This is a genomic window from Actinophytocola oryzae (assembly GCF_004364325.1).
GTDB lineage: Bacteria > Actinomycetota > Actinomycetes > Mycobacteriales > Pseudonocardiaceae > Actinophytocola > Actinophytocola oryzae.
The window spans coordinates 815,706-835,669 of sequence record NZ_SOCP01000001.1 but is presented as its reverse complement, the minus strand read 5'-3'; the positions used below and the strand labels follow the sequence as shown (position 1 = coordinate 835,669).

Below are 19,964 nucleotides of genomic sequence, written 5' to 3'. Positions count from 1 at the left end.
CCGGTTCGGGCTGTCGTGCGCCTGAGCTGGGCCGAGGGGGACGGCCCAGCTCAGGCGGTCCATCAGCCGGCAGGCAGGCGCCAGACCTGACTGGCCCCGCCGTTGCAGTCCCAGATCACCAGGCGGGTGCCTTCGGCCGAGCTGCCGTTCGTCGCGTCGAGGCAGCGACCCGACTGCGGGTTGCGCAGCGAGCCGTTCGACTGCGCCTGCCACGTCTGCGCGCCGGTGCCGTTACAGGTCCACAGCTGGATCTGCGTCCCGTTCGTCGTGCCGCTGAACGACACGTCGAGGCACTTGCCCAGCGCGGAGACCGTGCCGCCACGCACTGTCCACTGTTGAGCGCCGCTGCTGTTGCACGTCCACAGCTGCACCGGTGTGCCGTCGGCGGTGTTGCTGCTCTGCACGTCGACACACCGGCCGCCGACGCCGGTGATCGCTCCCGCACCGCCGGACGAGCCGGTCAGGTACTGGCTGTTCGCCACGTTCCAGTGCGTCGCCAGGTAGCTGCCCGCGGGCGGGTTGAGGTGGAAGTAGTCGTCGTTGCCGCAGTCGATCTGGTTCTCCGGCGCGCCGGGGCACACCTTGACCAGGCCGCCCGGCGGGTTCGGGAGACCGCCGTCGTCGTAGCACATGATGTCCTCGTCGTCCCAGCAGTGGCCGAACGCCGACGAGTGCGGGGCGCTGCGTTGCACGGCGCCGAGCGTGTGCAGCAGCTCGTGCGCGCTCGCCTGCCACGACCAGCAGCCGGTGCCGAGCGTGGCGTAGTGCGGGCCGGCGTTGTACGGGTTGTCCGCGCCGGGACGGTCGTCGCCACCGGAGCCGAACGCGAGCCCGCACCCCGAGTTCTCGTACCAGTACAGGTACTTGCGGTCGGTCCTGTTGTAGCCGCGGGTCTTGAGGGCGGCGGTGATCGTGTCCACGGTGGACATGGACGACTGCGGGATCACCACGTTGTCGACCACCGCACGGCACGCGGCATTCGTCACGAAGCGGACGTGCCGCACGCCGCCGGTGCGTGCCGCGACCTCGACGAACGCCTGGTCGATCTGGTCGGCGAACGTCTGGAACTGGCCGACGAACTGGCCGTACCGGTCGGCCTGCTGGTCACCGCGCACGTAGATGGCCTGGACCCGTTTGCCGCTCACGCCGTCGCCGTCGCAGATCGTCGCCGTGACGCCGAACGAGGGTGCCGGTGGCGCGTCGGTGAACGCGCCGGGCGGGTCGGGCACCACCCGCGGCGCCGCACTCGCCTGCCCTGCCACCGTCATCCCGGCCACAGCCAGGACGGTCACGAGGAGTCGTCGCACGATCATGGCAGCCTCCAGGTCTGGGCACCGGTGTTGTTGCACGTGTAGAGCTGCAGCTGGGTCCCGTTGGCGGTGTTGCTGTTCGGCACGTCGAGGCACTTGCCGGACGGTGGGTTCACCAGTGCGCCACCGGCCTTCGGCCACCACTGCTGGGCACCGGTGCCGTTGCAGTCCCACAGCTGGATCCTGGTGCCGTCCGCGCGGCCGCTGCCGGCGACGTCCACGCATTTGCCGAGTGCGCGCACGCTCCCGTCGGACGCGAGGGTCCACGTCTGGCCCGCGGAGCTGTTGCAGTCGTAGAGCTGGATCGCCGTGCCGTTGGCGGTGGCGCCCTGGTTGACGTCGACGCACTTGCTCGCGAGCCCGCCGATGGCGCCGGTGCGTGCCGGCACCGGTCCCACGTCGAACGACGGCGGGGCGTCCGAGGGTGCGCTCCCCCAGCCGGTGTTCGGCGACGACCCCAGCGTGAACGCGAGGGTGCCGCCGCTCGTGACGAACGACTCGGGCACCCACGGGCGGCTCGACGCGGCGCCGTTGACGGTCAGGCCCTGCACGTACTTCACGGTGTCCGAGGCGTTCGGCGCGGTGATCTCGATGGTCACGCCGTTGCCCCTGCTGATGGTGATCGCCGGGAACTGCGGGCTGGCGAGCACCAGCTCGGCGCGGCCCGGGGTCTGCGGGTACAGGCCGAGCGCGGCCCACACCGCCCACGACGCCATCTGTCCGAGGTCGTCGTTGCCGACGTAACCGTCCGGGGTGGCCTTGAAGACCGACGTGAGCGCCCGTCGGACCACGTCCTGCGTCTTGTAGGGCGCGCCCGCGTAGGCGTAGGCCCACGGGGTGTTCAGCGTCGGCTCGTTGCCCAGGTAGGCGTAGGGCTTGTCCGGTCCCGCGTTCAGCTCGGTGAAGAACGTGTCGAGCCTCGGCAGGACGGCCGCGTTGCCGCCCATCGCGTCGAACAGTCCCCGGTAGTTGTGCGGGACCAGCCACGTGTAGTGGGCGGCGTTGCCCTCCACGTACTCGTTCTGCTGCGTCGGGCTGAACGACGGGAACGTGGTGTCGGTGTTGCGTGGCTGGAGGTAGCGGTTGCCCGACTCGAACAGGTTGCGCCAGTTCTGGGCGCGCCGCAGGTACAGCTCGTGGTTCGCGGTGTCGCCGAGGCGTTGCGCCAGCTGGGAGACGGCGAAGTCGGCGCTCACGTACTCGAGGGTCGTGGAGGCCGTGCCCCAGACGTTGCCGGTGCCGACGGGGACGTAGCCGTAGGCGTCGTACTGGGCGTAGCCGGGGCGTTCCCTGGCGTCGTGGCTGCCCGCGACCATCCGGCGCAGCCCGTCCGCGGCGTCGAAGTTCTTCGCGCCGAACGCGTACATGCTCGCCACGATGATCGCGAGCGGGTCGCCGTTCATCACGCCGGTGCCGCCGTTCGCGACGGTCCACCGGTCGTAGTAGCCGCCCTGCGCCGCCTGGTTGACGGCGGACTGGGCGATGTCGGCGGCCCGGTCCGGGGCGAGCAGCGCGATCAGCTGGGTCTGCGAGCGGTAGACGTCCCAGCCGGAGAAGTTGGCGTACTGCGCGCGCCCCGCCGCGACGGTGTGGACCTGCCCGTCGAAGCCGACGTAGCGGCCGTCGAGGTCGCTGAACACGTTGGGGTGCAACAGGGCGTGGTAGAGGTTGGTGTAGAGGACGCGCCGCTGGGTGTCGGTGCCGCCGCCGACCGCGATGCGGCCGAGGATGCCGTTCCACGCCGCGCGGTCGTCGGTGCGGGCCTGGTCGAACGACTTGCTGCCCAGCTCGGCCGTGGCGTTCGCGCGGGCGCCGTCGAGGCTGACGAACGAGATCCCGACGCGTGCGGTCACCGTGGTGGCGTTGAAGGACACGAACGCGGCCGCGGCGAACGGCGCCACGTCACCGGTGGTGGCCTCCGGCGCGGGTGCCTTCTTCGTGTCCACATCGGACTGCTGGGCGGCGGTCTTCGGCGAGGTGGGCACAGCACCCCTGCTCTCCCCGGTGATGCTGCGCCTGGTCTCGTCGACCCTCCCGTCCGCGCCGACGACGCCGGTCGTGGCGAACGACTGGTCGAACACGACGGTGAAGTAGAGCCGGTAGCGGTTGCCTGCGCCGCAGAAGCCGCCGCCGTCGGTGTAGCCGGACAGTGTGTTGGTGCCGACGGTGATCGTGCCGCCGGCCGCGTTGAACGCCTTGGCCGCGTCGACCGACAGCGACGCCCGCTGCCCGGCCGGGTAGGTGAAGCGGGCGATGCCCGAGCGGGGCGCGGAGGTCAGCTCGGTGCGCACACCGTTGTCGAAGGCGACGGAGTAGTAGCCGGGCGAGGTGGACTCGTTGGCGTGGGAGAACGTCGAGTAGCCGACCGGGCTCGAGCCGAGGGTCGGCATGAACGGCACGTTGCCGAAGTCGCTGCAGCCCGGTCCGGAAAGGTGGGTGAGGCTGAAACCCTTGATCCGGTTGTCGTCGTAGTGGTAGCCGCCGTGCTGGTGGGTGACCGTGTCGGGGCTCCACTGGAGCATGCCGAACGGCGCGACCGCACCGGGGAAGGTGTTGCCGCCACCGCCGCCGTGCCCGAAGTCGGGGCCGCCGGGTTTGGTGCCCACCAAGGGGTTCACGTACTGGGCCGGGTCGTCGATCGTCACCGCGGCCGCGCTCGTCGGTGGACCGACCGCCAGGGCGGCCACGCACGCGAGCACGACGGTGAGTACGCGCGATCTGGACATGGTTGACTCCCGCAGGGGTAGGAGTGTTGACCAGTGAGATCCGGGCGCCCAGGTGTATCCGAAGGTAGCCGACCGTTCACCGTTTGAGAATGACTTCGGGGAAAAGTCGGCCGACTTCTGTCCGAAACAAGACAAAGTTGTCTGTACCAATCTGCGAATGGGGACGACTTAGTACAGGGCTCGACCAAAGTAAATGGCGTCCGGGAATCGTCAGCGGATTCTGACAGGGGTGCCGGAAACCCGATCGAGACCGTCCTCTCCCGACCGGGTACCGCCGCACGGTGACCGTGTTCATCCCTCCGGGTGGTGTGTGCCATCCGACGGGGCCTGGCAAGGTGTCGCCATGAACGCACCGAGCTACGACACCCTGGCCCGGCTGCTCGCCGGGCCGGACGGCGACGGCACCAGCCTGTTCGAGGCGGCCGTCGAGCTGCGGGACAGCTTCGTCCGCAGCGAGCACCTCGTCGGGCTGTTGCCGGAGGACGCGCCCGAGGTGCTGGTCGCCGGGCTCGACCGGGCGGGGGCGGCCGGTGTCGTCGAGGCGTGGCTCGAGCTGGGCAGGCTTCGGGGGTACGGCGCGGCACCGTGGGCCCTGTACCCGGAGCCGGACCTCGACGCCTCGGTCGAGGCCTACCGCAACGCCGACCGGGCAGGCTCGGTGGCGGGCGCGCTCGGCTGGGTCCGGGTCGCCTACTTCGCCAGGAGCGAACAGCACGCCGCCGAGGCGTCGGCGCGTCTCGCGGAGCTGCTGGCGGCGGCACCGGAGGACCCGGAGCTGTTGCTGCTCACCGGCTACCTGACCCAGCAGGGGTACGGCCGCGCCCAGGACGAGGCGGCGGCCGTGCGGTACCACCTCGCGGCGGCGGAGCGGGGCAGCGACGACGCGGCCTTCGAGCTGAGCGTGCTGTACGCGACGGGCACCGGCGTCCCCGCCGACGACGCGGAGTCGCAGCGCTGGACGGTGCGGGCCGCGGAGATGGGCAACGCGAGGGCGATGGGCAACCTGGGTGGCATGTACGCGACGGGCCGGGGCGTCGAGACCGACCCCGCCGTCGCACTCGACTGGTACACGAGGGCGGCGGAGGCCGGCCACGCGCGAAGCGCCTACACGGCAGGCCTGATGTGCCTCGTCGGCGACGGCGGCCTCCCGGTCGACCGGGACAGGGCGCAGGAGTACTTCGCCCGCGCCGAGGAGCTGGGCTTCGACGTCGACTCGGCCCTGGGACAGCTGGGCCTGAGCCGGTAGCGTCCTCATCGCACTCCAGCGCCGGGACGTGATCGTCCCGACGTTTCGCGGCGTCGGACCTCGAGTGCGTGTTGGACTGTGGCGCGTCCATGGTCCACACCGCTCAGAGAGTCCTCGATGACATCGTCACCAGCCCCGTCCGGTGGTCGCCGGTACGGGGTCGCCGTGCTGGCCCTGTCGGTCGGCGGGTTCACGATCGGCACGACCGAGTTCGTCACCATGGGTCTGCTGCCGAGGATCGCCGACGGGATCGACGTCTCCGAGCCGACGGCGGGCCACGTGATCTCGGCGTACGCCCTCGGCGTCGTGGTCGGGGTGCCGATCCTGTCGTTCTTCGCCGCCCGGCTGCCCCGGCGTGGGCTGCTGGTCGCGCTCATGGCGGCCTACGGGGTGTTCAACCTGGTGAGCGCGGCGGCGGCGTCCTACGGCCTGCTGTTCGCGGCCCGCTTCTTCGACGGCCTGCCGCACGGCGCGTACTTCGGGACAGCCAGCCTGGTGGCGGCGAGCCTGGCCCCGCCGGAGCGACGCGGCAGGGCCATCGCGAGCGTGATGCTGGGACTGTCCGTCGCGAACGTGGTCGGTGTCCCCGCGGCCACGTGGGTGGGGCAGCACTTCGGATGGCGGGCGGCGTACGTGCTGGCGGCGGGCCTGGCGCTGCTGACCGTCGTGCTGGTCCTCGCGTTCGTGCCGTCGGTGGCGGGCGACCGTGGCACGAACGGCCGCCGCGAGGCCCGCGAGTTCTTCGCCCGAGGGCAGGTGTGGCTCACGATGGCTGCAGGCGCGATCGGGTTCGGCGGCCTGTTCGCCGTGTACTCCTACATCGCCACGACGGTGACCGAGGTCGGCGGGCTGAGCGAGGGCACGGTGCCGTTGTTCCTGCTGGCGCTGGGACTCGGCATGACGTTCGGCACGTGGGTCGGCGGCGAGCTGGCCGACTGGTCGGTGCTGAGGTCGCTGATCTGGTCGAGCGTCGCGTCCGCGGTCACCATGGTCGTCTTCTGGGCGGTCGCGCCGTACGGCTGGTGGCTGATGCCCGTGGTCTTCCTGGTCACCGCGATCGGCTCGGTCACGGTCACCAACCTGCAGCTGCGACTGATGGACGTCGCGGGCAACGCCGTCACCCTCGGCGCGGCGATGAACCACGCCGCACTGAACCTCGCCAACGCGATCGGCGCGTGGCTCGGCGGGATCGTGATCGCCGCCGGTTACGGCCACCGCGCGCCTGCCCTGGTCGGCGCGGCCCTGTCCGCGGCCGGCCTGGTGATCCTGCTGTGGTCCGCGGGCACCGACCGCGGCACTCGGGCAACGAGGTCGTCCAACGAGGCCCACCACCTCGACCCCGCGGACGTGCGCCCCTGAACGGTCGTGGGGTTGCTCACAACGTGCTGTCGGCGGTTCGGGGCCGGGGCAGGGTGGATGTGATGCGTGTTCCGGGGTCGGTGGAACTCCGAGCCGGCGGTACAGCCCGCGACCCGTCCGCACCCGCGGATGGTTGACCCGGTGGGATTCCGGGGCCGACGGTCACAGTCCGGATGGGAGGAACACGCGGGGCTGAGAGGTCGTCGTGCACGTCTTGCTGGACAACGGGATTCCGTTCCTGGGACAGACCATGTCCTATGCCGAGATGATCGGCCAGATCTTCGCCATCGCGGTGGTGTTCCTCGCCCGCTCGCGCACCCTCTGGACCTGGCCCGTGCAGCTGGTCTCCGTTGCGCTGCTGTTCGGGGTCTACGCCTCCGCGCACCTCGGCGGGCTGGCCGTGCGGCAGGTGATCGTCGGCGTCATCGCCGTCTACGGGTGGTGGGTGTGGGCGCGTCGGCGCGACCCGGTCCTCGGTGTGCCGGTGCGGACCGGCACCACCCGCGAGCGGCTCGCCGCCGTTGGTGCGTTCGTGGTCGGCACGGTGGCCTTCGCGCTCGTGCTGGACGCGCTCGACGCCTCGTGGGCGCCGTGGCCGGACGCGGCGATCTTCGTCGGGACCGCCCTCGCGTTTCTCCTGCAGAGCCTGGGGCTCGTCGAGTTCTGGGTCACGTGGCTGGTCGTCGACGCGATCGGCGTTCCCCTGCAGATCTCCTCGCACCTGTACTTCAGTGCGCTCGTCTACGTGGTGTTCGCCGTCCTGGTGGTCAACGGGTTGTGGACCTGGCGCCGGGCGGCACGCCGGGAGGCCGCGCCGGGCCAGGTCGCCTCGACCGCGTGACGGTTCACGGCTGGGGGCTGTTGGTGCGCCACTCCTCCTGCCAGCCGTGGTCGGTCTCGTAGGCACGCGCGAGCAGGAGCAGGGTCGAGTCGTCGGCGCCTGTCACCACCTCTTCGCGCAGCAGCGCCGCCTTCTCCGCGAACGGCACGGGCGGCTGTCCGTCCTGTGCCTCCGCGGGCCCCGGCACGAGCAGCAGGCCGCCCTCGTCGGCGCGGAGCACCGCCAGCGTCCCCCGGCGTTCCGCCTCGTCCAGCAGGGGGAGCTCGTCCCGGCCTGCGCGCGCCTCGTCCTCGGCGAGCCGGTCGAGGACGAACCTCCTGAGGTCTTCCATCCCGTCAACGTCCATGGCCCTGTATGCCCCGGCGGCCACCGCCCGACACCTGCCCTGCCCCGTTAGGCTGAGCCACGCGCAGTCTTCGATCGGGAGTGGGCATGGACGCACGCGGTCGGCCGGCCTTCGTGCTGCACGACCACCGCAAGCCCCGGCCGCACTTCGACCTGCGGCTGGAGGAGGACGGCGTCCTGCGTTCGTGGGCCGTCCCACGCGGGCTGCCCGGGGCGCCGGGCCAGAACCGGCTCGCGATCGCCGTGCCCGACCACGACCTCGACCACCTCGACTACGAGGACCAGAACAAGAGCATCGCGGACACCGGGTGGTGGGAGGAGCACGATCGCACACCGCGGCGGTTCATCTTCACCCTGCACGGCCGCCGCGGCCACGTGCGGTACGTCCTCATCGACACCGGCACCGACTGGCTCCTGCGGCGCACGAACGACCAGGACGAGGCCACGCCGGAGAGCTGAACCGAAGCGCGACTTCGGGCAACAGGGTGCATGACCATGTCTACACGGGCTCAGCCGCCTCCCGACGTCACGGACGAGGACCTGCTGGCGGAGTCGCTGGCCGCCCCGGAACGGTTCGCGGCGCTCTTCGACCGGTACGCCCCGGTCGTGCACGGGTACCTGTCGCGGCGGGTCGGCACGCTGGCGGACGACCTGGTGAGCGAGACGTTCCTGCTGGCGTTCCGCGGCCGGACCGGCTACGTCCCGGGCCGAGCGCCGGTTCGGGCGTGGCTGTACGGCATCGCCACCAACCTGGTGCGCAGGCACGCCCGCGACGAGGAGCGCCGGTACCGCGCGTTCGGCCGGGCGGCCGGGCACGTCGAGTCGACGACCGAGCTGGGCGAGGTGGCGGGCCGGGTCGACGCCCAGGCGCTGCGGGGTGGGTTGGCCGACGCACTGGCCGCGCTGCCCCGCGAGGACCTGGACGTGTTGCTGCTGTGGACCTATCCGCAGCTGTCCTACGCCGAGATCGCCGCGGCGCTGGGCATCCCGGTCGGCACCGTCCGGTCCCGGCTGCACCGCGCCCGGGGCCGGGTCCGCGACCACCTGGGCGACCGCTGGCTTGTTACCGAGGAGGAGACAGCATGAACGAGTTCACCATGATCCAGGAGCACGGTCCCGCGCCGACCCCGCTGACCGACGACGTGCTCGCCAGGGCCCGCGCCGATCTGCTGACCGAGATCCACGCCACGGCCTCCACCGCGCCCGGCCGGTTCCGGCGCCGGGCGGTCATCATCGCGGCGACGGCCGCCGCAGCCGCCGCCGTCGCCGGAGTCGTCGCGACCGGCGGCACCGACGAACCCGGCCTGCCACCCGCGACCGACAGGGCGCCTGCGCTGGTCGAGTTCCACATGCCGGCGCTGCCACCCGCGCTGGACCCGATCCCGGACGGTGTGGTCGCACCGACGTTCACCGGGGAGCACGGGTGGATCGCGGCGGTCTACAAGGACGCCGACGAGCGGCGTGGCGAGGAGTTGAGCGACATCTACGTCACCGCCTTCACGAGCAGGCCGGACAGCCGCGATGCCGCCAACCGGGAGGCGGTCTACGACGGCAAACCGGCCGTGGTCGGGAAGGTCGACCAGCAGGAACCCGCCTACCACGACGTGTCGCTCACCTGGGAACGGTCGCCCGGCCAGTGGGTCAGGATCACCGGCATGGGCGACTTCGCCGACGAGCGGACCGTGCGTTCACTCGCCGACACCCTGGTCGACACGGACGAGCGGCTGAGCCTCGACATCAGCGTCGCCCCGGCGGGATGGGAGCTGTGGGGCTTCAAGGGAGCAGGGCCGGACGGCGACGGCGCGGTCACCTCACTGCGGGATCCGGACAACCCGGACCGCGCCATCGACGTCAGCACCATGCTCGGACTCGTGCCGGACTACGGGCACGCGGTCGAGGGCGGCCCTCGCGAGTCCGTCGCCGTGTCCGTGCACGGCCGGCCCGGTGATCTCGTGCTGGTTCCCGGGAAGCGGTGGATGCTGCAGGCTCCCCTGCCCGACGGCCGGGCCTTCCAGCTGCAGGTACCTGCCGACTTCACCAGGCAGCAGGTGGTCGCGCTGGCCGAGGGTGTCAGCTGACCCTGGTCAGTTCAGGTCCTCCGGGGGCGCCGGCATGTGGCGGATGGAGTCGGCGCCCTTGTGGTCGTGCGCGCGGGCGTACTTGGTGTCCAACACCTTCTCCAGCTTCATCGCCGCGCCGTTGTAGGCGTCGTCGACCGAGCCCGCGTGGTGGGTCACCGCGACGGGCTGGGCGCCTGCCGGGCGGGCCTCGATGACGCAGCGCATGTCCTCGGCCTCGGCCCGGCCTGCCGCGTCGTCGCTGAAGTGGACTTCCACGCGGGTCAACCACCGGTCGAACCGCGAAAGGCTCGACTCCAGCTCGGTCGTCACGTAGGCAGCCAACTTCTCGCCACCATTGATGTTGTGGTCGGTGTTGACCTGGATCTGCACGAGCACCCTCCAACGAACTTCGGCATGCGGATCACGTGACCGTACCCTCCTTTCGGTTACCCGGCTGGGCGAAAGGGGGCGCCACAGGTCACGCCCAGTGCTCGACCGGGTTGGTCAGCATGCCGATGCGGTCGACCTCGACCGACACGACGTCGCCCGGGTGCAGCTCGCCGACACCCGCGGGTGAACCGGTCAGGACCACGTCACCCGGCAGAAGAGTGATGGTGCGGCTGATGAACGCGAGCAGGCTCGGGATCGGGAAGACGAGATCGCCGACGTCGCCGTCCTGGCGCGGTTCGCCGTTGACGGTGGTGCGGACGTGCAGTGTCGTCGGGTCGCCGACGTCGGTCTCGACCCACGGGCCGATCGGGCAGTGCGAGTCGGTGCTCTTGGCCAGGACCCACTGCGGTGTCGGGTGCAGCCAGTCCCGGACGGTCACGTCGTTCGCGCAGCTGTAGCCGAACACCGCGGCGGCGGCCTCCTCCTCGCCCGCGCCGCTGAGCCGCCTGCCGATGACGACCGCCAGCTCACCCTCGTGCGCCACGTCCCGCGCGTCGTCCGGGCAGCGGATCGCCGCGCCGGGGCCGACGAGCGTGTTCGGGGACTTGTGGAACAGGCTCGGCACCGCGGGCCGGTCCCAGCCCCGCTCGGCGAGCAGCGCGCCGTAGTTGCGGCCCGCGCACACGATCAGCGCGGGCGTGACGGGCGCGAGCAGCCGGAGGTCGGCCACCGGACCGGCGGGACCGTCCGTCTCGACGGAGACGATCGGGTCGCCACGCAGCGCGGTCACCTCCGAGGTCGACGGGTCGACCACACCCCACCTGGGGCCGTCCGCCGTCTCGTACCTGCAGTACCTCATACCGTCAGCCTCTCTCTGGTGTCACCCTCGGTCGTGCCCGGTTTGCGCACGTCGACGCGGAACGTCGCGTCGCAGCCGGGACACGACGTCACCAGCAGGCGGTAGCCGTCGTCGCCCGCCCAGCGGCTCACCGGCGCGGTGTCGCCGAACTCGAGCACCCACCCGGTGTCGCCGACGGAGAACCGGGTCGAGCAGCGGGCGCAGGCGTACTGCTCGGCACCGACGAAGTCGAAGTAGGGTCCGCGCAGCAGCGCGTGGCGGTCGCCGTCGCCGATCGGTGGCAGCTCGGAATCGCGGATCGCGACGAGGTCGCCGCCCGCGCCGTCCTCGCGCTCCTCGACCCGCACCCCGTACATCCGCAGCGCGTGCTCGCGGGTGCACCGCCCGGCGACCACGTCGTCGAGCACGTCCTCGACCGGGCGTGTCCGGGGGTCGCCGAAGCCGCCGCCGCCCGAGCCGGCGGACACCCACACCTCGTCGGGTCGCAGGATGAACTCGACCTTCCCGTTGACCACCCGCGTCGCGTCCTCCGCGCCGACCCACGGCCGGTGCAGGTCCTCGGCGAGCAGCTGGTCGACCACGGGCCTGCCTGGCACGATCACGTTGCTCTGCATGCCACCCGGGAAGCCGCCGTGCGCGCCGCGTGCCGCGGGGACCGCCCAGGACGTGCTGAACGCGACGACCCGCGCCTCCGTGACCGGCGCCCGCACGGTCACCGCGAACTCGACGCCGAGCCCGCCACGCCACCGGCCGGGGCCGCCGCTGTCGGGCAGCTCCCTGCGCCACAGCCACAGCAGCGGCGACAGGCTCTCCAGCCGCTCGACGTTCGGGATCGCGAAGATCGGCGCGATGATGTTGCCGCCGCTGTCCACGCCGTCGCCACCGTGCCTGGCCGCGCCGCCGCCGAGGCCGGAGCACGACATCACGAACGGGGCGCCGGTGGCGAGGCGACCGCTGGAGACCGCGGAGTTGACGCCGCCGTACCCGACGGCGATGGTCTCGTCGCGCCGGTCGGGCACCCAGCCGCTCATCATCCCGAGCACCTGCCACACCAGGTCGCTCGTGGACTGGCAGCCGTTGACCGTCGCCATGCTCGTCGGCGCCGGGTGGATCGCGTTGTTGATGGTGCCCGGCTCGCTGATGATCTCCACGCACTCGGCGACCGCGCCGTGCGACCACGGGAGGTCGACGCAGAACGCGGGCACGAGCACCTCGAGCACCCCGGCCACCAGGCCGCTGCGTGCGCAGTTGACCGGGCCGCGCGCCTGGGGGCTCGTCCCGGTGAAGTCGAGGGTCAGCCGGTCGCCGCGCTTCTCGGCGGTGAGCCGCAGCTCGTGGATGACCGGGTCGACGCCGTCGTGGTCGATGTAGGTCGACGCGCTCCAGCTGCCGTCGGGCATGGCCCTGAGCTGGTCGCGGACCGCGACCTGGACGTCGTCGAGGATCCGGTCGAGCAGCTCCAGGTACTCCTCGACGCCGATCTCGGCGATGACCTCCTGGATGCGGGCCCTGGCCAGCTCCTGCGCACCCATCTTGGCGTGCAGGTTGATCGCGAGCACCTCGGGCGCCCGGGAGTTGCGCAGGAACGCGGCCTCGACGTCACGCTGCACCACGTCACCACGCACGACCCGGACCGGCGGCATGAGCGGCGGCTCCTGGTAGGCGTCGCGGGCGCCGACCGACCAGCTGCCCGGCGTCGGGCCACCCATGTCCAGCTCGTGGAAGACGATCCCCGTCCACGACACGAGCCTGTCCCCCACGAACACCGGCGCGACGACCGCGACGTCCATGGCGTGCAGTGCGCCGGCGAAGGGGTCGTTGGTGAGGAAGACGTCACCGGGGCCGACGTCCTCGCCGAACACCTCCCGGACACCGGCGACCACCAGGTCGAGCGCGGTCGCCATCCGGATCACCCCGACCCCGGAGAACACCCCCCTGCCGTGCCGGTCGAGGATGCCGGTGTTGTAGTCGCCGGTCTCGTAGACGGCGGGCGAGGCCGCCATCCGCGCGGCCAGCACGCCGATCTCGTTGTTGATCTCCCACAGCCGGTGGCGCATCACCTCGAACGTGACGTCGTCCATGTTTGCCTCCCCTGGGTTGGTCTGGGTCCGGTCAACGCACGCCGGCCGACGCCAGAGCGCCGAAGCGCATCGTGTTGCGGAGCACGCCGAGGCCGCCGATCGCGGCGGCCATCTCGTCGCCGTCGCCGAGGTACACCGGCGGGGTCCGCTTGAAGCCCACCCCGGACGGCGTGCCGGTGAGGATGAGGTCGCCGGGCTCCAATGTGGACGTCGCGGTGATCCAGCGCATCAGGTACTCCACGGAGAACACCATCTCCGCGGTGTTGCCCTGCTGCATGACCTCGTCGTTGAGCCGCAGGGAGATGTCGAGGGTCTGGGGGTCGCCGACCTCGTCGGCGGTGGTGAGCACCGGCCCGAGTGGACAGAAACCGTCGAAGGACTTCGACCGGCTCCACTGCGCCTCGACCTCCTGGATGTCGCGCGCGGTGACGTCGTTGGCGATGGTGTAGCCGAAGATGTCGTCCAGGCCGCCCGGCGAGGCCGGTCCGCAGGCACGTCCGACCACGACGGTCAGCTCCACCTCGAAGTCCACCTGGGTGCTCAGCCCGTCCGGGACCGTGATCTCGGCACCGGGACCGGTGACGCTGCTGGGGTACTTCATGAACAGGATCGGGCGCTCCGGCACGGCCTGGCCGAACTCCGCGCTGTGCTCGCGGTAGTTCAGGCCGACCGCGATGATCTTCGAGGGCCGCCGCAGCGGGGTCAGCAGCGCGGCGTCGGCCACGTCGCCGAGGTCGGTCGGCGCGTCACCGAGCCGCCGCGCCACCTCCGCCACGGTCACGCCCTCGGCCAGCAGGGCCAGCAGCGGGTCGTCCCCGGTCGCGCCGGGGATCGCGAGCACCCGGCCGTCACGCACGACTGCCCCGTGCGCCACACCGTCCACGTCGACAACACAGAGCTTCATCGCACACTTCCGTTCGTCGTGCCGTCACACCTGGTCAGCACGAGCTGACCGGCCGTGTATCCCGCGTGCCAGCCGGGCGGGACGGTGGTCGTCTCGCCGGCGCCGTGCACGATGGCCGGGCCGTCGAACCCGGTCCCCTCGACCAGCGCGGCGCCGTCGAGGATCCGTGCGGGTGTGAAGCCGTGGCCGGGGAAGTGCACGCAACGCTCCCCCGGGGCCGCGGCCGTGGACTCCCCCGTCGTGGCACCGAAGCCGTGACCGCTCCGGCCGCCGCCGACCGAGCCGACCACGCGGACGTACACCACCTCGACCGGCGCGGGCTCGTAGGCGCTGTTGCGGCCGTAGGTCTGCCGGTAACGCGCGACGAACGCCGAGCGCACCAGCTCGTCGAACCCGTCGTCACCCGGCTCGCCGGGCAGCTCGACGTCGAGGTGGTGTGCCTGGAGCGCGAACCGGACGCCCACCGAGGTCCGCAGGCGCACGTCGGTCGCGTTCCCGTGCCTGCCGAGCACCCCGGTCACCTGCTCGCGCAACGCCGAGACCCGGTCGCCCAGCTCCGTCCGCCGGGCCGGGTCCATCGGCACCCTGGCCACGAAGGACTCCTCGGCGGTCCAGGTGAGGTCGGTCTGCAGCATCCCGAGCGCGGAGAACGCACCCGAGTGCGGCACGACGTGCACGGTGTCGATCCCGATGATGTTCGCGATGGCCGCGCCGAACAGCGGGCCCGCGCCGCCGTAGACGGCGAGGGTGAAGTCGCGTGGGTCGAGGCCGCGTTCCATCGTCACCCGGTGCAGCAGGTCGGCCATCTGGTTCTCCGCGATCCGCACGATCGCGGCGGCCGCCTCCTCCGGTGTCGCGCGTTCCGGCCCGAGGACGGTGGACAGCGCGGCCCGCGCGGCGGCCATGTCCGGCCGGATGCCCGACGCCAGCGGGGTTTCCGGGTCGAGGTGGCCGAGCGCGAGGTAGGCGTCGGTGACGGTCGGCTGGGTGCCGCCGTTGCCGTAGCACGCGGGCCCCGGCACGGCACCCGCGCTCTGCGGCCCGACCCGGAGCACGCCCCGGCCGTCCGTCCACGCGATGCTGCCGCCACCCGCGCCGATCGACTTGATCAGCACCTTCGGCAGCCGCAGCTCGTACTGGTCCACGACCGGGTAGGCGTCCTGCTCCGCGGTGCCGCCGTTGACGACGCCGACGTCGAACGTGGTCCCGCCGACGTCGGCGCACAGCACGTTCTGCCGCGTCATCTCCGCCGCGAGCGACGCGACGCCGAGCACCCCGGCCGCCGGCCCGGAGTCCAGGATGGACAGTGGCCGCGCGATGACCGACTCCGCCGCGGCGAGCCCGCCGTCGGCCTGGGTGTAGAGGATGGACGAACGCAGTCCCGCTCTGCCCAGCCGTTCCTCCAGCGAGGTCAGGTAACGGGCCACCGCGGGCCCGACATAGGAGTTGACCACCGTCGACGTGGTCCGCTCGTACTCGCCGAGCACCGGGGCGACCTCACTGGACAGCGAGATGTACAGGTCCGGCGCGACCTCGGCGGCGATCTCGCGGACCCGCCGCTCGTGCACGGGGTTGGTGATCGACCACAGGAGACAGACCGCGAGGGCCTCCACGCCGGAGTCGACCAGCGCCTCGAAGGTGGCACGGACCTGCTTCTCGTCGAGGGCGACGAGAACCGTGCCGTCCGCGTCGATCCGCTCACGTAGGCCCACCACGTCGGTCGGCGCCACCAGCGGGCGCGGCTTCGCGTGGTGGGTGACGTGGGTGACGCGTGACTCCGGCAGCCCGGCCACCCGCTGGCGGCCCCGCCCGATCCGGATGGCGTCCTCGTGGCCCCGGGTGGTGAGCAGCGCCGTGCGTGCGCCCCGGCGGGTGACCATCACGTTGGTCGCCACCGTCGAGCCGTGCACGAAGGTGCGGCACGCCGCCAGCAGCGACCCGACATCGGGAAGTCCCACGGCCTGCGCGGCGGCGACGACCGAGTCGAGCACGCCACCCGACTGGTCCTCGGGCGTGGTGCGTGCCTTCACCGCCCAGGTCGCGCCGCTGTCGGACACCACCACGCAGTCGGTGAACGTGCCGCCGACGTCGACCCCCACCCTGTACTCGTCCACGGACGACATCCCTCCCATCCGGCAGACGCCGGTAATCAGGTCCAGATCTCCCGCTCGACCATCTCGTCGAGCCGGGACTTCGTGCGGCGCAGGTGCCTCGCGACGGTCTCGGCGGCCTCGTCGGCCAGCCCCGCCGCCGCCTGCACGGCCATCTGCCGATGGTCAGCCGCGGCACCCTCCCGGAACGTCGGGTCGGTGCTGATGAACATGCGGGCGTACGGGTCGCTCTGTAACCGCAGCGACATGATCAGCTCCGGTAACCTGCGGCCCGCGGTGGCGGCGATCATGGCGCGGTGCAGCGCGGCGTGCGCGGCGGCCCACTCCGCCCCCGGCGCCGCCCCCTCCAGCACCTCGAGCTGGCGCCGGATCTCGTCCGTCGACTCCGCGGAGCGGTTGGCCACCGACTCCCGCACCGCGTCCGGCTCCAGCAGGAGCCGGATGCGGTAGATCTCCTGCAGGTCGCCGGCACTCGGTGCGAACACCGACGCCTGCCCCTTCTCGTTGCGCACCAGCAGTCCCTGGGTGCACAGGTCCCGGATCGCCTCGCGCACCGGGGTTCTGCTCATGCCCAGCTGCCTGGCGAGCTGCTGCTCGTGGACGAACTCGCGTGCGCGGAGCTGACCCGAGAAGATCATCTGCCGCAGGGTCTCCGCCGCCAGCGCGGAGGAGGAGGTCACCGCCAGACCCGTCTTCGTCGGGCCCGCTGCAGGATCGGCCACCCGTCATCCACCTTTTCCGTCCGGGGCCGGGCGGTCGCGCCCGGCCGGTCATTTCACCGAGCTGGCATCGGCGAACCGGGTGTCGACGAACCGGTCGATCGGGATCGGTGCCTTGATCTTCAAGTAGCCGTCCTTGATCGACTCCTGCTGGAGCTCGACGAACCACTTGGCGTGGGTCTCCGGACGGAACAGCTTCAGGTCGTAGGCGTAGTTCGGGGAACTCTTGATCACGGCCACGTCCTGCCCGACGTACTTGTCCATCGCGACGATCGATGCGATCGAGTCGGAGCTCGGCCCCTCGGTACCGACGTCCTTCTCGCCCTTGGCCAGGGCATCGTAGACCCGTTGCGCGCCTGGCGTTTTGGCGAAGTCCGCGCTGTAGACGAGGGCGCCCGCACCGTAGCCGCGGGGCAGCGGGTCGCCGAACTCGACGCCGATGCCCTCCTTGACGATGGCGGTGGAGAAGGGCGCGGTCACGACGGCCGCGTCGACCGCGCCGCTCTTGAGCGAGTTGAGCATGTCCGGGTTCGCGAGCGCGACGACGTTGACCTTGGTGATCGACATCTTCGCCTGGCGCAGCATCACCATGAGGTTCCACCCGCCGCCACCGGAAGCCCCGCCCGCCGCCGCGATCTTGCGGCCGGTGAGGTCCTTCAGCGACTTGACCTCACCGCTGTCGATGAGCGACTTGCGCACCACCAGCGCGGTCGGCGACGGCTTGGTGCCCGGCGCGGACGCGATCGAGGCGACCATCTTCAGGTCGAAGCCCTGGTCGATGGCACTGAACATGCCGGAGGACACACCGCCGATCGCCGCGTCGAGCTGACCGCTCGCCAGCAGCGGGAAGGCGTCCTGGAGGGTGCTGACCTCCGACACCTCCAGGTTCACGTTCTGCTTGGCGAAGTAGCCGCGCTCCTGCGCCACGTACAGCGGGGCGAACAGGCCCGACCGCACGTTCGCGAGTTTGACGGTCACCTTCTGGTTGCCGCCGCTGTCCTTGGCGGTGTCGTCGTCGGAGCTGCTCCCGCAGGCCGTCAGCACGGCGAGACAGACGACCGCGATCAACACCCCGACCCGGGATCGTCCGATCCTCTGGATCCTCATTCCACTACCAGCCCTTCTAGGTCAGTTCGCATCGTCGCGTCGCCTGCGCCGGGGGCCGGCGCTGATCCACGGCGTGGCCCACCGCTCGCCGAGCCCCACCAGGCCCGCGAGCACCGCGCCGAGAATGGCGACGACCGCGAGTCCCACATACATCCGTGTCGGCTGGAACAGCGTCCACGCGTTCCAGATCAGGAACCCCAGACCGTCGCTGGAGCCGACGAACTCCACCGCCACGATCACGAGGATGCTCACGCCCGCGCTGACCCGAAGGCCCGCGAAGACGGACGGGAGCGCGGCGGGGAAAACCACGTAGCGGAACCGTTTCCAGCCCGTCGCGCCGAACGCCGTGCCCGCCTCGACCAGCCTGGGGTCGACGTGGCGGACCCCGGACATGGCGTTGATCTGCATCACGAAGAACACGCTGATCGCTACCACGAGCACCCGTGGCGTCTCCCCGAGACCGAAGATCACCAGCAACAGCGGGAAGATCGCGATCTTGGGCAGCGCGTAGAGCGCGGAGAGCGTGGGTGAGAACGCGGCGGACAGCAGTCGGTAGTACCCCATCGCGAGCCCGAGCACGACACCGACGACGATGCCGATGACCGAGCCGTAGATGATCCGCGACAGCGTCGCCCAGGTGTGGGTCAACAGGTCGCCGTCGAGGATCATGTCCCAGGCGTTCGCGACGATCAGCGAGGGCGCGGGGAACAGGCGCGCGTCGATCCAGTCCGAGGTCGCGGCGACCTGCCACAGGCCGAGCAGCACGAGCGGGGTGAGGATGGCGGCGATCCGGTCCCGCAGCACGAGCCTGCGTTCGCGGCGCACCATCCGCCCGACGGTGTGCTCGGTCGTGTCGGCGGGCCCGTCGGTGCGCTCCACGGTCTCGACGCCGGTCACCGGTCCCCCTCCAGCAGGGTCGTCTCGGCCTCGTCGCGCAACGAGCCCCACAGCTGTGCCTTCATGCCGGCGAAGTCGGCGCGGGCCTCGAGCTCCATCGAGCGCGGCCTGGCGAACCCCGGTCGCATCTCGCCCTTGACGCGGCCGGGGCGGGCGGTCATCGTGACGACCCGGTCGCCGAGCAGGAGGGCCTCCTCGATGGAGTGGGTGACCAGCAGGACGGTGGTGCGGTTGCGTTCCCACAGTTCGAGGAGCTGTTCCTGCATGAGTGCGCGGGTCTGGGCGTCGAGTGCGCCGAGCGGCTCGTCCATGAGCATGAGGTCGCCGTCGTAGGCAAAGGCCCTGGCGATGGAGATGCGCTGGCGCATGCCGCCGGAGAGCTGGTTGGGGTAGTGCGACGCGAACTTCTCCAGTCCGACGCGGTGGATCCACTCCCTCGCGACCTCGCGCCGTCTGGTGCGGCGCATACCGTCCATGCGGAGTCCGAACTCGACGTTCTCGCGGACGGTCAGCCAGGGGAAGATCCCGTGCTCCTGGAAGACGAACGCGGGCCGCGGCTGGCGGCCGTCGAGCCCGCGGACGTCGACCTCGCCCTCGCTCGGGGTGTCGAGGCCGCCGATGATGCGCAGCAGCGTCGACTTGCCGCAGCCGGACGGGCCGATCAGACAGACGAACGTGCCACGCTCGATGACGAGGTCGACCCCTGCCAGTGCTCGCGTCGCACCCCTCGAGGACACGAACACCTTGCCGACTCCGCTGCACCGCACGTGCACGTCGGGATCCCCTGACACGGGGTCCGCCGAGTTGTCGAGCGGGGCTTCGACCGACCCCTTCGTCTCGACCATGAGGCCGACCACCTCCACCTTGAGGCTGTATTCCGGTCGGTATACCGACCGGCATGTCGGAGGGTATGCCTATCGTGGAATGTGGTCAACGGGGTGACCAGACGTTTTTCAACGCACTGAAGGACGCCTTCGTAACGCTGGGCGTACCGAAGGCGTCCTTCAGT

18 protein-coding genes and 1 riboswitch are annotated in these 19,964 nt (G+C 71.3%); of the genes, 6 read left to right on the top strand and 12 right to left on the bottom strand.

What is annotated here, in order from left to right; all coding sequences use genetic code 11:
- Positions 1-62: 62 nt before the first annotated feature.
- Together CLV71_RS03560 and CLV71_RS03555 are read right to left on the bottom strand one after the other, a co-directional pair.
- Complete coding sequence (locus CLV71_RS03560) at positions 63-1,313, bottom strand: ricin-type beta-trefoil lectin domain protein (protein WP_133901070.1); 1,251 nt, start codon at positions 1,311-1,313, stop codon at positions 63-65.
- Entirely contained in the window at positions 1,310-4,036 is a 2,727-nt protein-coding gene (locus tag CLV71_RS03555; RefSeq protein ID WP_133901069.1) for a lectin, read from the bottom strand. The genes CLV71_RS03560 and CLV71_RS03555 overlap by 4 nt, the downstream gene beginning before the upstream one ends.
- Positions 4,037-4,379: 343 nt before the next feature.
- Between CLV71_RS03555 and CLV71_RS03550 the strand changes: the two genes are divergently transcribed.
- From CLV71_RS03550 to pnuC, 3 genes are all read left to right on the top strand, one after another.
- Complete coding sequence (locus CLV71_RS03550; protein ID WP_166663908.1) at positions 4,380-5,282, top strand: tetratricopeptide repeat protein; 903 nt, start codon at positions 4,380-4,382, stop codon at positions 5,280-5,282.
- 117 nt (positions 5,283-5,399) lie between these two features.
- Positions 5,400-6,641 (top strand): MFS transporter, encoded by a 1,242-nt coding sequence (locus CLV71_RS03545; protein ID WP_133901067.1) that lies wholly within the window; start codon positions 5,400-5,402, stop codon positions 6,639-6,641.
- Between the two features lie 63 nt (positions 6,642-6,704).
- Positions 6,705-6,830: riboswitch (FMN riboswitch) on the top strand.
- Between the two features lie 16 nt (positions 6,831-6,846).
- Entirely contained in the window at positions 6,847-7,482 is a 636-nt protein-coding gene (pnuC, locus tag CLV71_RS03540) for a nicotinamide riboside transporter PnuC (RefSeq protein ID WP_133901066.1), read from the top strand.
- 4 nt (positions 7,483-7,486) lie between these two features.
- On the opposite strand, the gene CLV71_RS03535 is transcribed toward pnuC, so the two are convergent.
- A complete protein-coding gene (locus CLV71_RS03535) occupies positions 7,487-7,813 on the bottom strand; it encodes a hypothetical protein (protein ID WP_133901065.1) in 327 nt (108 codons plus the stop codon).
- A gap of 101 nt (positions 7,814-7,914) precedes the next feature.
- Here CLV71_RS03535 and CLV71_RS03530 point away from each other — a divergent pair, with 101 nt between their 5' ends.
- Genes CLV71_RS03530 through CLV71_RS03520 form a run of 3 tightly spaced genes read left to right on the top strand, consistent with a single transcriptional unit; the run spans position 7,915 to position 9,905 of the window.
- Entirely contained in the window at positions 7,915-8,286 is a 372-nt protein-coding gene (locus CLV71_RS03530; RefSeq protein ID WP_133901064.1) for a DNA polymerase ligase N-terminal domain-containing protein, read from the top strand.
- A 36-nt stretch (positions 8,287-8,322) separates the two neighbouring features.
- Positions 8,323-8,913 (top strand): RNA polymerase sigma factor, encoded by a 591-nt coding sequence (locus tag CLV71_RS03525; protein ID WP_166663906.1) that lies wholly within the window; start codon positions 8,323-8,325, stop codon positions 8,911-8,913.
- Positions 8,910-9,905: a hypothetical protein gene (locus CLV71_RS03520; protein ID WP_133901062.1), complete on the top strand. Its 996-nt coding sequence runs from the start codon at positions 8,910-8,912 to the stop codon at positions 9,903-9,905. The genes CLV71_RS03525 and CLV71_RS03520 overlap by 4 nt, the downstream gene beginning before the upstream one ends.
- Positions 9,906-9,911: 6 nt before the next feature.
- Here the strand turns inward: CLV71_RS03520 and CLV71_RS03515 are convergent, their stop codons facing one another.
- The 9 genes from CLV71_RS03515 to CLV71_RS03475 all read right to left on the bottom strand — a co-directional run bounded on the left by CLV71_RS03515 (position 9,912) and on the right by CLV71_RS03475 (position 19,800).
- Positions 9,912-10,277 (bottom strand): HPF/RaiA family ribosome-associated protein, encoded by a 366-nt coding sequence (locus CLV71_RS03515; protein WP_133901061.1) that lies wholly within the window; start codon positions 10,275-10,277, stop codon positions 9,912-9,914.
- Between the two features lie 88 nt (positions 10,278-10,365).
- Positions 10,366-11,136, bottom strand: a complete 771-nt coding sequence (locus CLV71_RS03510) for a fumarylacetoacetate hydrolase family protein (RefSeq protein ID WP_133901060.1) — start codon at positions 11,134-11,136, stop codon at positions 10,366-10,368.
- On the bottom strand, positions 11,133-13,217 hold the full coding sequence (locus CLV71_RS03505) for a hydantoinase B/oxoprolinase family protein (RefSeq protein ID WP_133901059.1): 2,085 nt from the start codon (positions 13,215-13,217) through the stop codon (positions 11,133-11,135). Before CLV71_RS03505 ends, CLV71_RS03510 begins: the two co-directional genes overlap by 4 nt.
- Positions 13,218-13,248: 31 nt before the next feature.
- Entirely contained in the window at positions 13,249-14,121 is an 873-nt protein-coding gene (locus tag CLV71_RS03500) for a fumarylacetoacetate hydrolase family protein (RefSeq protein ID WP_133901058.1), read from the bottom strand.
- Positions 14,118-16,235 (bottom strand): hydantoinase/oxoprolinase family protein, encoded by a 2,118-nt coding sequence (locus CLV71_RS03495; protein WP_166663905.1) that lies wholly within the window; start codon positions 16,233-16,235, stop codon positions 14,118-14,120. The genes CLV71_RS03500 and CLV71_RS03495 overlap by 4 nt, the downstream gene beginning before the upstream one ends.
- Before the next feature lie 35 nt (positions 16,236-16,270).
- Positions 16,271-16,954, bottom strand: coding sequence for a GntR family transcriptional regulator (locus tag CLV71_RS03490; RefSeq protein ID WP_133901056.1), 684 nt, complete (start codon positions 16,952-16,954; stop codon positions 16,271-16,273).
- A 48-nt stretch (positions 16,955-17,002) separates the two neighbouring features.
- Positions 17,003-18,058, bottom strand: a complete 1,056-nt coding sequence (locus tag CLV71_RS03485; RefSeq protein ID WP_133901055.1) for an ABC transporter substrate-binding protein — start codon at positions 18,056-18,058, stop codon at positions 17,003-17,005.
- A gap of 21 nt (positions 18,059-18,079) precedes the next feature.
- The gene (locus CLV71_RS03480; RefSeq protein WP_133901054.1) at positions 18,080-18,955 is read right to left on the bottom strand and encodes an ABC transporter permease; all 876 of its coding nucleotides are present in this window, start codon (positions 18,953-18,955) and stop codon (positions 18,080-18,082) included.
- Complete coding sequence (locus tag CLV71_RS03475; RefSeq protein WP_133901053.1) at positions 18,952-19,800, bottom strand: ABC transporter ATP-binding protein; 849 nt, start codon at positions 19,798-19,800, stop codon at positions 18,952-18,954. The genes CLV71_RS03480 and CLV71_RS03475 overlap by 4 nt, the downstream gene beginning before the upstream one ends.
- Positions 19,801-19,964: the final 164 nt, after the last annotated feature.